This window comes from Bordetella genomosp. 13 (assembly GCF_002119665.1).
Taxonomy (GTDB): Bacteria; Pseudomonadota; Gammaproteobacteria; order Burkholderiales; family Burkholderiaceae_B; genus Bordetella.
In genome coordinates this window covers 3,305,935-3,318,437 of the sequence record NZ_CP021111.1, presented here as the reverse complement: position 1 = coordinate 3,318,437, position 12,503 = coordinate 3,305,935, and the positions used below count along the sequence as shown (strand labels likewise).

Annotated in this window: 12 protein-coding genes and 1 tRNA gene; 9 read left to right on the top strand and 4 right to left on the bottom strand. The window is 67.7% G+C overall.

Features of this window, described 5'->3' with window-relative positions; genetic code table 11:
* Positions 1 to 165 precede the first annotated feature (165 nt).
* The 8 genes from CAL15_RS14860 (at position 166) to CAL15_RS14825 (ending at position 7,197) form a co-directional block, all read left to right on the top strand.
* The gene (locus tag CAL15_RS14860; RefSeq protein WP_003812968.1) at positions 166 to 438 is read left to right on the top strand and encodes an HU family DNA-binding protein; all 273 of its coding nucleotides are present in this window, start codon (positions 166 to 168) and stop codon (positions 436 to 438) included.
* Between the two features lie 128 nt (positions 439 to 566).
* Positions 567 to 642: transfer RNA gene (locus CAL15_RS14855), tRNA-Val, on the top strand.
* Between the two features lie 345 nt (positions 643 to 987).
* On the top strand, positions 988 to 1,809 hold the full coding sequence (locus tag CAL15_RS14850; RefSeq protein WP_086079309.1) for an energy transducer TonB: 822 nt from the start codon (positions 988 to 990) through the stop codon (positions 1,807 to 1,809).
* A 1-nt stretch (position 1,810) separates the two neighbouring features.
* Positions 1,811 to 2,704, top strand: coding sequence for a MotA/TolQ/ExbB proton channel family protein (locus tag CAL15_RS14845; protein WP_086079308.1), 894 nt, complete (start codon positions 1,811 to 1,813; stop codon positions 2,702 to 2,704).
* Positions 2,704 to 3,198: an ExbD/TolR family protein gene (locus CAL15_RS14840; RefSeq protein ID WP_086081111.1), complete on the top strand. Its 495-nt coding sequence runs from the start codon at positions 2,704 to 2,706 to the stop codon at positions 3,196 to 3,198. Before CAL15_RS14845 ends, CAL15_RS14840 begins: the two co-directional genes overlap by 1 nt.
* A 106-nt stretch (positions 3,199 to 3,304) precedes the next feature.
* Positions 3,305 to 3,979, top strand: a complete 675-nt coding sequence (locus CAL15_RS14835) for a response regulator transcription factor (RefSeq protein WP_086079307.1) — start codon at positions 3,305 to 3,307, stop codon at positions 3,977 to 3,979.
* 58 nt (positions 3,980 to 4,037) lie between these two features.
* Positions 4,038 to 5,159, top strand: coding sequence for a sensor histidine kinase (locus CAL15_RS14830; RefSeq protein WP_086079306.1), 1,122 nt, complete (start codon positions 4,038 to 4,040; stop codon positions 5,157 to 5,159).
* A 154-nt stretch (positions 5,160 to 5,313) separates the two neighbouring features.
* A complete protein-coding gene (locus CAL15_RS14825) occupies positions 5,314 to 7,197 on the top strand; it encodes a potassium transporter Kup (RefSeq protein WP_086079305.1) in 1,884 nt (627 codons plus the stop codon).
* Between the two features lie 81 nt (positions 7,198 to 7,278).
* Here CAL15_RS14825 and CAL15_RS14820 read toward each other — a convergent pair whose 3' ends face one another.
* Both CAL15_RS14820 and argG read right to left on the bottom strand, forming a co-directional pair.
* A complete protein-coding gene (locus CAL15_RS14820) occupies positions 7,279 to 7,644 on the bottom strand; it encodes a response regulator (protein ID WP_086079304.1) in 366 nt (121 codons plus the stop codon).
* 29 nt (positions 7,645 to 7,673) lie between these two features.
* Entirely contained in the window at positions 7,674 to 9,026 is a 1,353-nt protein-coding gene (argG, locus tag CAL15_RS14815; RefSeq protein ID WP_086079303.1) for an argininosuccinate synthase, read from the bottom strand.
* A gap of 246 nt (positions 9,027 to 9,272) precedes the next feature.
* Between argG and CAL15_RS14810 the strand changes: the two genes are divergently transcribed.
* Positions 9,273 to 10,247 carry a tripartite tricarboxylate transporter substrate binding protein gene (locus CAL15_RS14810; RefSeq protein ID WP_086079302.1) on the top strand — a complete coding sequence of 325 codons (975 nt, stop codon included), beginning with the start codon at positions 9,273 to 9,275 and terminating at the stop codon, positions 10,245 to 10,247.
* Between the two features lie 28 nt (positions 10,248 to 10,275).
* On the opposite strand, the gene argF is transcribed toward CAL15_RS14810, so the two are convergent.
* Together argF and CAL15_RS14800 are read right to left on the bottom strand one after the other, a co-directional pair.
* The gene (gene argF, locus CAL15_RS14805) at positions 10,276 to 11,220 is read right to left on the bottom strand and encodes an ornithine carbamoyltransferase (protein ID WP_086079301.1); all 945 of its coding nucleotides are present in this window, start codon (positions 11,218 to 11,220) and stop codon (positions 10,276 to 10,278) included.
* Positions 11,221 to 11,279: 59 nt separating this feature from the next.
* The gene (locus CAL15_RS14800; protein ID WP_086079300.1) at positions 11,280 to 12,461 is read right to left on the bottom strand and encodes an aspartate aminotransferase family protein; all 1,182 of its coding nucleotides are present in this window, start codon (positions 12,459 to 12,461) and stop codon (positions 11,280 to 11,282) included.
* Between the last annotated feature and the right edge of the window lie 42 nt (positions 12,462 to 12,503).

Here is a 12,503-nt window from a genome sequence, read left to right as displayed (position 1 = left end):
ACATGGCGCTTGAAGCAGCAAGCAGTCGCGACGTAGCAGTCAATTCGTTGTGCTTTGCAGCGCAAAAAACAAGCCATTCCACTCGTCAGTTCTACCGTCGCCGACGCAACGGGCGCGTTCTGTCGCCAGCGCGGTCGACACATATTTTGTGAGGGGTATTCCTGAATGAATAAAACCGAACTCATCGATCACATCGCCAGCAAGGCTGACATCTCCAAGGCGGCCGCCGGCCGTTCGCTGGATGCCCTGATCGGTGCCGTCAAGACTACGTTGAAGAAGGGTGGCACGGTAACGCTGGTGGGCTTCGGCACGTTCGCCGTGTCGGCGCGCGCTGCCCGCACGGGCCGCAATCCGCGTACCGGTGAGACCATCAAGATCAAGAAGGCCAAGGTGCCGAAGTTCCGTCCCGGCAAGGCCCTGAAGGACGCCGTCAACTGATGATGGCCGCGGGTGCGCGGCAAATGCGAGGACGCTTCCTCAACGCGAGGCCCCTCGATTTGCCCACCCGCACGGTGGTCCGCTATACTCGCGAATCGCGTCAGGCAGTGGCCCCCACGAAAGGCACGGGGTGCTTAGCTCAGCTGGTAGAGCGGCGCCCTTACAAGGCGTAGGTCGGGGGTTCGAACCCCTCAGCACCCACCAACCAACGCAATAGCAACGCAACAGCAACGCAACACCAAGCGCATCATCAAGACGGCTGCTATCACGCAAGCCGTTTTTTTATTTCCGATCGGTTCGTCGCCGTTCGTCGATTTCCACGCCATTCCCGTACGCGCCGGCCTGTGCGGCATTGCGCCGCTCCGTGCATGCGGCCGCATCAGCATCATGCATCAGCAGTCGGCACGCTTGCCGCTAGCTCGCGCTAGACTTGCGAATCATTCGCATTTATTTTATCCTGCTGGATTCCGAATCCGCCGGCAGGCGGGCGCCGCCGTTGCAGGCGGCGCCGCGCGCTGGCCTGATAGTCCATAGTTTCTCGGCTGATTCATGCCTAGCCCTCAACGCGGTCGGTACGCTTCCTCTTCACCTTCATTCGTCTTGCGTGCCGGAGCCGGCGCCGTCGTGGTCGCGCTGCATGCGGCGGTCATCGCCGCGGTCATGTTCGCCAAGACCGAACAACCCCAGCTGCTCGAGCAAGAGCCTGTGATGGTCAGCGTGATCGAAGCGCCCGAACCGCAGATGGCGCAGGCCCAGCCCGAACCCGAGCCCACGCCGCCGCCGCCCGTCGAAGAGCCGCCTCCGCCCGAGCCTCCTCCGGTCGAAGAGCCGCCTCCGCCCGAGCCCGAACCGCAGGTCGAACCCGAGCCCGAACCCGAGCCGATCGTCGAGAAGCCGCCCGAGCCCGCGCCCAAGCCCAAGCCGAAGCCCAAGCCCAAGCCGCAGCCGAAACCGCAGCCGAAACCGCAGCCCAAGCCCGAGCCTCAGCCCAAGCCCGAGCCGCGGCCGCAGACGCCGCCGCCCGCGCCGGTGGAAGGCAACCAGCAGGTCACGCAGGCCCCGCGCGCGGCGCCGCAGCCCACCGAGCCGGTGATGCTGACGAACGTCGAATACCTCGGCGCGCGTCCCATGCCCAACTATCCGATGGTGTCGCGCCGCATGCGCGAAGAGGGCCGCGTGGTGGTGCTGGTCGACATCAATACCCAGGGTCTGGTCGACCGCGCCGTCATCGATGCTTCGTCCGGCTTTTCCCGGCTTGACGAGTCGGCGCTGGCCGCCGCGCGCCAGGCCCGCTTCAAGCCGCTGATGCGCAACGGCGTGGCCTTGCCGGCGCGCGCCCGTATTCCATTCGATTTCACGATGAGGAACTGAGATGTCCAACGCGATCCAACACGCCACGCTGCTGGCTCAGGCGACGACGGGCGCACCCGCCGCACCCGCCGCTCCAGCCGCCGCCGCGCCGGTACAGCCCGCCGCCGAAGCGCTGGGCGCTGCCGCCGCCAACGCGCCGCTGCCCGCGCCCGACATGGGCTTCATGCACTTCATCGCGCAAAGCGATTTCGTCGGCAAGACGCTGTTCCTCATCCTGATCGTGATGTCGCTGGTGACCTGGTACCTCATCGTGGTCAAGGCCTTCAGCAACATGCGCATGCGCAGCCGCACCAGCACCTTCCTCGCCAAGTTCTGGAACGCGGGCTCGCTCGAGCAGGTCGAGAACGAGATCGCCACGCATGGCGCGCACGACCCGTTCTCGCACCTGGCCAGCCACGCCATCCATGCGCAGAGCCATCATGCCCGCTACGGCGCCACCAAGCTCGAAGAGGTGGGATCCAACGGCGAATTCGTCACGCGCACCATGCGCAAGGTCATCGACGAGGAAACCGCCAAGCTCGAGAACGGCCTGACCGTGCTGGCCTCGGTGGGTTCCACCGCACCCTTCGTGGGCCTGTTCGGCACCGTGTGGGGCGTGTATCACGCGCTGGTGGGCATCGGCCTTGCCGATGGCGTCACCATCAACCGCATCGCCGGTCCGGTGGGCGAGGCGCTCATCATGACGGGGCTGGGCCTGGCCGTGGCCATTCCGGCAGTGCTGGCCTACAACGCGTTCGTGCGCAACAACCGCGTGTACCTGTCGCGCCTGGACGCCTTCGCGCATGACCTGTTCGCGTTCCTCACCACCGGCCAGCAGGTCGCTCTGCCCAACGGCAAGGTGCGCGCGCTGCGCGGCCAGGCGCCGGTGGCCGGCGCGCCCCGCGGGAGGGAATGATGGCGTTCGGCGGCTTCGACAACAAGGGCTCGGGCAGCCACACGGTCTCGGACATAAACATGGTGCCGCTGATCGACGTCATGCTGGTGCTGCTGGTGATCTTCATCATCACGGCGCCGCTGCTGGCGCACTCGATCCGCATCAACATGCCGCAGGTCAGCGCCGAGCAGATCCAGGAAGATCCCAAGACCATCGACCTGGCCATCGATGCCAACGGCGCGCTGTTCTGGAACGAACAGCCGGTCGCCATCGACGACCTGCCCAATCGTTTCCTGACGGTGGCGCGCGACAAGCCCCAGCCCGAGGTGCGCATCCGCGCCGACCAGAACACGCGCTACGAGACCCTGGCCAAGGTCATGGCCTCGGCGCGCCGGTCGGGCATGTCGCGCATCGGCTTCATCACCACCCCGGCGCCCGGTGCGGCGCCTGCCCAGCCGGGCGCCGCGGGCGCGGGCTCTGCCCCCGCCAGCCAGCCGGCTGCCGCCGTTCGCTGACGGGGCGCTTACCGTCTGCTGACCGCCGGCTGACGGCCTCTCGAGCAAGCGTGATCCCTGCCGTCGGACCCCACCGCATGGTCCGGGATCGCGCTAGAATCGCGCCATGCGAGTTCTAGTCATCGAAGACGACACCACCCTGGGGCATGCTCTCCAGGAATTCCTGTCCGACCAGGGGTATGCGGTCGACTGGCTTACCGAGGGCGACACGGTACAGGGCGCCATGGTGGGGCAGTCGTACGAACTCATCCTGCTCGATCTCAATCTGCCGGGCGTGGGCGGCCTCGAAGTGCTGCGCCAACTGCGCCAGGACGGCAATCAGGTTCCCGTGCTCATCCTCACTGCGCGCGACGGCCTGGACGACCGCGTGGCGGGCCTGGACGCCGGCGCGGATGACTACGTCACCAAACCCTTCGACCTGCCCGAGCTCGCCGCCCGCGTCCGCGCCCTGGCGCGACGCCGCACCGGCGTGGCCCAGCCGCTCATCGAGGTCGGTCCGCTGGTGTTCGACACCGTGGGCCGCGAAGTGCGCGTCAACGGGCAGCGCCTGTCTCTGTCGGTGCGCGAGCTCTCCGTGCTCGAGATGCTGATGCAGCGGGTCGGACGCGTGGTCACCAAGCGCCAGATCGTCAACTCGTTGTCCGCCTGGGATGCGGACTTCAGCGAGAACGCGGTCGAGGTCTATGTCTACCGCCTGCGCAAGCGCCTGGAGGGCACGGGGGCCAGCATCCAGACCGTGCGCGGCTTCGGCTATCTTCTGGAAGTGGGATCGGACGCGTGACGCGCCCGGCCCGCCGCCCGCGGCCGCACGGCAGGCCAGTCCTGCCGCCCATCCTGCCATGCCTCAACATCCTTCCGCCACGCCGCCCGTGATTGCGCCCGGCGGCCGATGGCTGCCCGTGGGTTCGCTGGCGCGCCATCTCGTCATCCGGCTCATGCCGCCCATCCTGGTGCTGGTGCTCCTCGACCTGGCGGCCACGTGGGTCATCACGCACAAGATCGAACTGTCCATGTGGATGCTGGAAGACTTCTTCTGGCTGATGGTCGTGTGCCAGGTGCTGCTCATCGGCTTGTTCGCCGGCGTCATCATCCAGGGCGTGCGCTCGGGCCTCAGTTCGGTCAATCACCTGGCCGACGAGATCAGCCAGCGATCCATCGACGACATGCAGCCCATGGCCGTGGCCGACCTGCCGGCCGAGATCGCGCCGCTGGTCACCCACATCAATGACCTGCTGGGCCGCCTGGACGCATCGTTGAAAGCGCAGCGGCGCTTCATCGGGCACGCGGCGCACCAGCTGCGCACGCCGCTGTCCGGCCTGCGGCTCGAATCCGAACTGATGCTGGCGCGGCCGCTGCCGGACGACGTGCGCGCCCGGGCCGAACGCATCAAGGTGGTCAGCGACCGCATGATCCGCCTGGGCCAGCAGCTGCTGGTGCTGGCGCGCGCCGACCCCGATGCGAGGCCGCAGGACCGGTTCGTGCGGCTGGACCTGTGCGAGTGGGTGCGCGTGAGCGGCGCCGAATGGCTGCCGCGCGCGATGGCCCTGCAGGTCGAGGTGGATCTGGTCGCGCCCGACTTTCCGGTATGGATCGACGGCGACCCGCTGCTGCTGGACGAACTGCTCGGCAACCAGATCGACAACGCGCTGCGCTACGGCAAGCCGCAGGGGCGCATCACGCTCACCGTCGGCGCCAATCCGCCGTCGCTGACCGTAGAGGACGATGGGCCGGGCATTTCGCCCGAAGAGCGCGAGAGCGTGTTCGAGGCCTTCTACCGTTCGCCCACCGCCGCGGCCGGCGGCTCGGGCCTGGGGCTGGCCATCGTGCGCGAGATCGCGCACGCGCACGGCGCATGGTGGAAGCTGTCCAGCCGCCCAGAGTATCCCGGCACGCGGTTGTCCGTGGTGTTCCCCGGCCCGCGCAAGGGCACGCAATTGAACCGGCACGAGCGTAGCGCATGAGCGCGCCGGGCCGCCCCAAGCGCGAATCCGTAGTGCGCAGCACGGAGGATATCCCTATCGGCGCGCCGGGCCGCCCCAAGCGCGAATCCGTAGTGCGCAGCACCAAGAAAATCCCCATCGGCGCGGCGCGCCCGCAGCACACGAGAGTACCCCAATGAGCCTTCCCAATCCCGCCAACGGCTCTGCCTCGTCCAGGCGCGTGCTGATCCTCGGCGCGCTCGGGGTCGTCTATGGCGACATCGGCACCAGTCCGCTGTACACGCTGCGCGCCTGCCTGACGGCCTTCGACGAAGTCCAGCCCGGCCACGTGCTCGGCATTCTGTCGATCCTGTTCTGGCTGTTGATGCTGGTGGTGTCGTTCAAGTACGTGTCGCTGGTGCTGCGCGCCGACAACCGCGGCGAGGGCGGCACGTTGGCGCTGCTGGAGCTTGCCGTGCGCGGCCGGCAAGGGCGCAGCCGTGCGGTGCTGATCGGGCTGGGCATCTTCGGCGCGGCGCTGTTCTACGGCGACAGCATGATCACGCCCGCGATCTCGGTGCTGTCGGCGCTGGAGGGCATCGGCGTGGTGTCGCACCGGCTCGATCATTGGGTGGTGCCGATGGCCATCGTGGTGCTGGTGCTGCTGTTCGGCATCCAGTCGCGCGGCACGGGCACCATGGGCCGGCTGTTCGGCCCGATCATGGCGCTGTGGTTCGGCACGTTGGGCGTGCTGGGCGTGTGGCAGATCGTGCAGACGCCCGAGGTGCTGGCGGCGCTGAACCCCTTGCTCGCAATGCGTTTCGTGCTCGACCATCCCGGCGCCAGCTTCCTGCTGCTGGGCGCCATCGTGCTGGCGCTGACGGGCGCCGAGGCGCTGTACGCCGACATGGGCCATTTCGGCCGGCCGGCCATCCGCACCGCATGGTTCTACATGGTGCTGCCCGCGCTGACCGCCTGCTATTTCGGGCAGGGCGCGCTGCTGCTGCGCGATCCCGCGGCGTTGCGCAATCCCTTCTTCCTGATGGCGCCGGACTGGGCGCTGGTGCCATTGGTGGCGCTGGCCACGGTGGCGACCGTGGTGGCGTCGCAGGCCGTCATCTCGGGCGCTTATTCGGTCACGCGCCAAGCCGTGCAACTGGGCTTCTGGCCGCGCATGCAGATCCTGCACACCTCGGCGCTCGAGAAGGGCCAGATCTACCTGCCGCAGGTCAACGCGCTGCTGCTGTGCGCGGTGCTGGTGCTGGTCCTGATGTTCCGCAACTCCGAGAACCTGGCGGCGGCGTACGGCTTCGCCGTCACGGGCACGATGCTCACGACCTCCGTGCTGGCCTTTTCGGTACTGCCGGGCGTGATGGGCGGGCGTCGCGTGCTGTGGCTGGCCGTGCTGGGCGTGCTGCTGGTGGTGGACGTGCTGCTGTTCAGCTCCAACGTGCTGAAGGTGCACGAGGGCGGCTGGCTGCCGCTGGCGGTGGGGGTGGTGGTCTATGTGCTGATGATGACGTGGCGCCGCGGCCGGTACCTGCTGGCCGAGCTGCAGGCGCGCGATCGCCAGCCGCTGCCGGAGTTCATGAACCAGCTCGAGGAATATCCGCCGGCGCGCGTGGACGGCACCGCGGTGTTCATGACCTTGAACCCGGGCTTCGTGCCACCCGCGCTGCTGCACAACCTGAAGCACAACAGGGTGCTGCACGAGCAGGTGCTGTTCCTCAGCATCTGCGTGGCCGACGTGCCGTATGTCGCGCCGGACGAGCGCTTCAAGCTGGCGCGAATCAGCCACTCCAGCTGGCAGTTGGCGGTGTACTACGGCTTCAAGGAAGATCCCGACGTGCCGGTATCGTTGCGCGAGGTGGCGGAAGCTTATCCCGAGCTGGACCTGGAGCCCATGCGCACCTCGTTCTTCCTGTCGCGCCAGACCGTGGTGGCCGGGCATCGGCCCGCCATGTCGCGCTGGCGGCGCGCGGTGTTCGCCTTCATGGCGCGCAACGGCACGCGCAGCACCAGGTTCTTCAAGATACCGCCCAACCGCGTGGTGGAGATGGGCATGCAGGTGGAGCTGTAGGGCAAAGCCGTGCCAGGCAGCGCGGGCGCGCCTGTCGAGCCGGCCTGCCCCAGCCCTTCTGTCGAGCCCGCAGCCGACGCGTCAGTCGTGCCGGGACGTCACCCGTTGCACCGCGGCCACCATGTCGTCCAGCGCCATGGGCTTGCGCAGGAACGCCGCGTAATTGCGGCAGTCCCGCGGCACGTCGTCCTCGGAACGCCCGCTCATCAGGATGACGGGCGTATCGGCCAGGTAGGCGTTTTCCTGCATTGCGGTCAGCATGGGCACGCCGCCCATGCTGGGCATCATCAGGTCGGAGATGACCACGTCGGGCCGCAGCGTCAGCATGGTCTGCAGCGCATCCAGCCCATTGTGCTGGATGACCACCTCGAAGCCTTCGGCCTCGAGGCGGTCTTGCAGCATTTCAGCCACCAGCGGCTCGTCGTCGACGATGAGGATCTTGGTCATTGCGCCTGCGCCGTCCGGGCCATGCTGATTCAAGGCTTCTTCTTGCCGGACGCGCCGTCCTGCAGCTGGGGCAGGGCGGCGCCGCCGGAGGAGGCCAGGAGCCCGGTCTTGACGTAGGTGAAGAGCTTTTCGCGGGTATCGACGATGTCGAGGTTGCGCATGGTGAGCTGGCCGATGCGATCGGCTGGCGTGAACGGCGCGTTCTCGACCTTTTCCATGGACAGGCGCTCGGGCGCGTAGGTCAGGTTGGACGACACCGTGTCGAGGATGGAGTAGTCGTTGCCGCGGCGCAGCTCGACCGTGACCTCGCCGGTGATGGCGCGCGCCACCCAGCGCTGCGCGGTTTCGCGCAGCATGATGGCTTGCGGGTCGAACCAGCGGCCCTGGTACAGCAGGCGACCCAGCTTGCGGCCGTTGTCGCGGTACTGCTCGATGGTGTCTTCGTTGTGGATGCCGGTGACCAGGCGCTCGTAGGCGATGAACAGCAGCGCCAGTCCCGGGGCCTCGTAGATGCCGCGGCTCTTGGCTTCGATGATGCGGTTCTCGATCTGGTCGCTCATGCCCAGGCCGTGGCGGCCGCCGATGCGGTTGGCTTCGGCCAGCAGTTCGACGGGGTCGGCATACTCGACGCCGTTCAGCGCCACCGGCTGACCTTCCTCGAAGCGCACGGTGACTTCCTCGGCGGCCACGGCCACGTCGTCGCGCCAGAACGCCACGCCCATGATGGGCTTGACGATGCGGATGCCGGAGTTCAGGTTCTCGAGATCCTTGGCCTCGTGCGTGGCGCCCAGCATGTTCGAGTCGGTGGAGTACGCCTTTTCGGCCGACATCTTGTAGTCGAAGCCGGCGCGGCGCATGTACTCGGACATCTCGGCGCGGCCGCCCAGTTCGTCGATGAACTGCTGGTCGAGCCAGGGCTTGTAGATCTTCAGCTCGGGGTTGGTCAGCAGGCCGTAGCGGTAGAAGCGCTCGATGTCGTTGCCCTTGAACGTGCTGCCGTCACCCCAGATGTTGACGCCGTCTTCTTTCATGGCGGCCACCAGCATGGTGCCGGTGACGGCGCGGCCGATGGGCGTGGTGTTGAAGTACGTGATGCCGGCCGTCGAGATGTGGAAGGCCCCGGCCTGCAGGGCCGCGATGCCTTCGGCCACGAGCTGCGCGCGGCAGTCGATGAGCCGGGCGTTCTCGGCGCCGTACTGCATGGCGCGACGAGGAATGTCGTCGTAGTCGGGTTCGTCGGGCTGGCCCAGGTTGGCGGTGTAGGCGTACGGAATGGCGCCTTTCTCACGCATCCAGAGCAGGGCGGCGCTGGTATCCAGGCCGCCGGAGAAGGCGATGCCGACCTTCTGGCCGGTGGGAAGGTTCGGGAGGATAGTGGTCATTGCTCGACAGTGAACGCCAACGAAAAAGCGGCAGGCCGCCGCCACACGGGTGTAACACGTGATTCTAGCGCGTTTGGACGACCCGGACCTCGAAGCGCCGGACCGCTACGTCCGCCTGCGGGCGGATGCGGCAACCATTCAGCGGATATATCCAAATGCAAATCTAAACGTTCGTCCTCGGGCCATCCATGCGCAGAATCGCTAGTTCGATTTTCATGGCGCAGTCCCGCCTCGGAGCGTTTTCCCATGTCTACTACCGTCCTGCGCCGGCTGGCGCATCTGGTCATGCTGGCCGTGCTGCCCCTGGCGCCCGCGGCCCACGCCGTGCAGCCCTATCCCGCCAAGCCCATCACGCTGGTGGTGTCGTACCCGCCGGGCGGCAGCGTGGACGTGGCGGCGCGCATTCTCCAGGCGCCGCTGGCGAAGTCGCTGGGCCAGCCCGTCGTGATCGAAAACCGGGGCGGCGCGGGCGGCACCATCGCCACCCGCCACGTGGCGGAGGCCGCGCCCGACGGCTATACCTTGCTGATCACGCTGTCCTCGCACACCATCAACCCCGCCATCTACGCCAACCTGCCGTTCGATACCTTGAAGGATCTGGCGTCGGTCTCGCTGGTGGCTTCGGCGCCGCAGGTGCTGGTGGCCAATCCCAATGTGCCGGCCGATACGCTGGCCGAACTGATCGAGTACGCGGGCAGGCAGCAGCAGCTGCCCTATGGTTCGGCGGGCACCGGTTCGCCCAGTCACATCGCCGGCGAGCTGCTGCGGCTGCGTACGCAGAAGCCGCTGCTGCACGTGCCCTATCGCGGCGGCGGTCCGGCCACGGTGGACGTGCTGGCCGGGCAGATTCCGCTGCTGTGGGTTTCGCTGCCCTCTGTAACGGGCCACATCAAAGAGGGGCGCCTGAAGGCGCTCGCGGTCTCCACCGCCAAGCGCACGCCCGTGCTGCCCGACGTGCCGGCCGTGGCCGAGACAGTGCCCGGTTTCAATGTCGATTCGTGGTACGCGGTGTTCGCGCCGGCCGGCACGCCGGCGGCGGTGGTGGACAAGGTGCAGGCGGCGCTGGCTGCCGCGGCCCGCGACCCCGCCGTGCAGAAGGCCTTCCTGGAACAGGGCGCCGTGGCGGTGGGCAGCACGGCCAAGGAGCTCGACGACGTCGTGCACGCCGAAGTGCCGGCCTGGCGCAAGCTGGCGAAGGAAGCGGGCATCAGCGTGCAGTAGCGCCTAGCCCGGCGCGCCGCGTGATGGATCAGTCGGCGATCTGGCCCAGCAGCAGGAACTCCATCAGCGCCTTCTGCACGTGCATGCGGTTCTCAGCCTCGTCCCACACCACGCTTTGCGGGCCGTCGATGACGTCGCCCGTGACTTCCTCGCCGCGGTGGGCGGGCAGGCAGTGCATGAAGATGGCCTGTGGATCGGCAGCCGCCATCATGTCGGCGTCGACGCACCAGTCGGCGAACGCGGCGCGGCGCTCTTCGTTCTCGGCCTCGTAGCCCATGCTGGTCCACACGTCGGTGGTGACCAGGTGCGCGCCGCGGCAGGCTTCCATGGGATCCTTGAACTGGCGCAGCGTGCCCGCCGGCGGCGTGCCGATGCGCGCCGGCTCGAGCTCGTAGCCCGACGGCGTGGACACGTGCAGCGTGAAGCCCAGCAGTTCCGCCGCCTGCAGCCACGTATAGGACATGTTGTTGGCATCGCCGACCCATGCCACCGTCTTGCCGGCGATGGGGCCGCGGTGCTCGATGTACGTGAAGATGTCGGCCAGGATCTGGCACGGATGGTATTCGTTGGTGAGGCCGTTGATGACCGGCACGCGCGAGTGCGCGGCGAAGCGTTCGATGCGCGTCTGCTCGAAGGTGCGGATCATGACGATGTCGACCATGCGCGAGATGACGCGCGCGGTATCTTCGATGGGTTCGGCGCGGCCCAGCTGCGAGTCGGTGGACGTCAGGTTGATGACCGAGCCGCCCATCTGGTACATGCCCGCCTCGAACGAGACGCGGGTGCGCGTGCTGGCCTTCTCGAACACCATGGCCAGCGTGCGGTCGTGCAGCGGCATGTGGGGTTCGTAGCGTTTGAACTTGTTCTTGATGAGACGGGCGCGCTCGAGCACGTACGTGATCTCGGCGGACGACAGGTCTTTGAACTGCAGGAAATGCCGCAAGGGGCCGTTTTGATTCGCAGGAGGAGTCATGGTGGTTTCGCGGTGCTTGGAGCCGCGGAGGGCGCTCGTGACGCCGCTCCGCGCGGGAATTATGCCTGGTCCGCCAGGAACTGCGTGATCAGCGGCACAAGCAGGCGGACGATCTCGTCGGCCTCGGCGCGGCTGAGGATGAGCGGGGGCAGCAGGCGCACCACGCGCTCGCGCGTCACGTTGATCAACAGCCCGGCGTGCATGGCGCGGGTTGCCAGGATGCCGCAGGGGCGGTCGACCTCGATGCCCAGCATCAGGCCGCGGCCGCGCACTTCGGTGACGCCGGGCACGCCGGACAGCGCCTGCGACAGGGCGTCGTGCAGATAGGCTCCGACCTCGGCGGCGTTATCGAGCAGGCCTTCGTGTTCGAGCGCGTCGATGACGGCCAGGCCGGCCGCGCAGGCCAGCGGACTGCCGCCGAAAGTGGTGCCATGGCTGCCCGGCGTCAGCACGCCGGCGGCCGGACCCGCGGCCACCATGGCGCCGATCGGCACGCCGCCCGCCAGGCCCTTGGCCAGCGTCATCACGTCGGGCCGGATGCCGGCCCACTGGTGAGCGAACCACTTGCCGGTGCGGCCGATGCCGGACTGCACTTCATCGATCATGAGCAGCCAGCCGCGCGCATCGCACAGTTCGCGCAGGCCGCGTACGTATTCGAGGTCGGACGGGCGGATGCCGCCTTCGCCCTGCAGCACCTCGAGCAGCACGGCCACGGTGCGTGGTTCGTCGTCGCCGGCGCGGCGCACGGCGTCCAGGCTGTTGTACGGCACCTGGATGAAGCCGGCCGGCAGGGGTTCGAAACCCTTGCGCGCCTTCTCGCTGCCCGTGGCGGCCAGCGTGCCCAGCGTGCGGCCATGCCACGACGAATCCATCGAGATGATGTGCGGCAGGTCGTTGCCGCGCTGGTGGCCGTAGTAGCGCGCCAGCTTGATGGCCGCCTCGTTGGCTTCGGAACCGCTGTTGGCGAAGGCGACTTCCTCCATGCCCGACAGCTCGGCCAGACGCTGCGCCAGCGCGGCCTGCTGCGGAATCTCGTAGATGTTCGAGGTATGGATGACGCGCGCGGCCTGTTCGGCGATGGCGGCGACCAGGCGGGGGTGGCCGTGTCCCAGGCACGAGACGCCGATGCCGGCCAGTCCATCGAGATACTTGCGACCCTGCGCATCGAACAGCCATACGCCCTGGCCATGCGTGAACGAGACGGGCAAGCGGGAATAGATGTTGACCAGTGGCGATGACATCGCGGGTACTCCGTGAGGGGAACCGCGCTGCGCCTGCGCGGG

Coding starts and splice junctions, on each gene's coding strand:
- CAL15_RS14840 (WP_086081111.1), top strand. CDS start 2,704: ATGGCGTTCGGCGGCTTCGACAACAAGGGCTCGGGCAGCCACACGGTC.
- CAL15_RS14810 (WP_086079302.1), top strand. CDS start 9,273: ATGTCTACTACCGTCCTGCGCCGGCTGGCGCATCTGGTCATGCTGGCC.
- CAL15_RS14850 (WP_086079309.1), top strand. CDS start 988: ATGCCTAGCCCTCAACGCGGTCGGTACGCTTCCTCTTCACCTTCATTC.
- CAL15_RS14825 (WP_086079305.1), top strand. CDS start 5,314: ATGAGCCTTCCCAATCCCGCCAACGGCTCTGCCTCGTCCAGGCGCGTG.
- argF (WP_086079301.1), bottom strand. CDS start 11,220: ATGACTCCTCCTGCGAATCAAAACGGCCCCTTGCGGCATTTCCTGCAG.
- argG (WP_086079303.1), bottom strand. CDS start 9,026: ATGACCACTATCCTCCCGAACCTTCCCACCGGCCAGAAGGTCGGCATC.
- CAL15_RS14800 (WP_086079300.1), bottom strand. CDS start 12,461: ATGTCATCGCCACTGGTCAACATCTATTCCCGCTTGCCCGTCTCGTTC.
- CAL15_RS14820 (WP_086079304.1), bottom strand. CDS start 7,644: ATGACCAAGATCCTCATCGTCGACGACGAGCCGCTGGTGGCTGAAATG.
- CAL15_RS14830 (WP_086079306.1), top strand. CDS start 4,038: ATGCCTCAACATCCTTCCGCCACGCCGCCCGTGATTGCGCCCGGCGGC.
- CAL15_RS14845 (WP_086079308.1), top strand. CDS start 1,811: ATGTCCAACGCGATCCAACACGCCACGCTGCTGGCTCAGGCGACGACG.
- CAL15_RS14835 (WP_086079307.1), top strand. CDS start 3,305: ATGCGAGTTCTAGTCATCGAAGACGACACCACCCTGGGGCATGCTCTC.
- CAL15_RS14860 (WP_003812968.1), top strand. CDS start 166: ATGAATAAAACCGAACTCATCGATCACATCGCCAGCAAGGCTGACATC.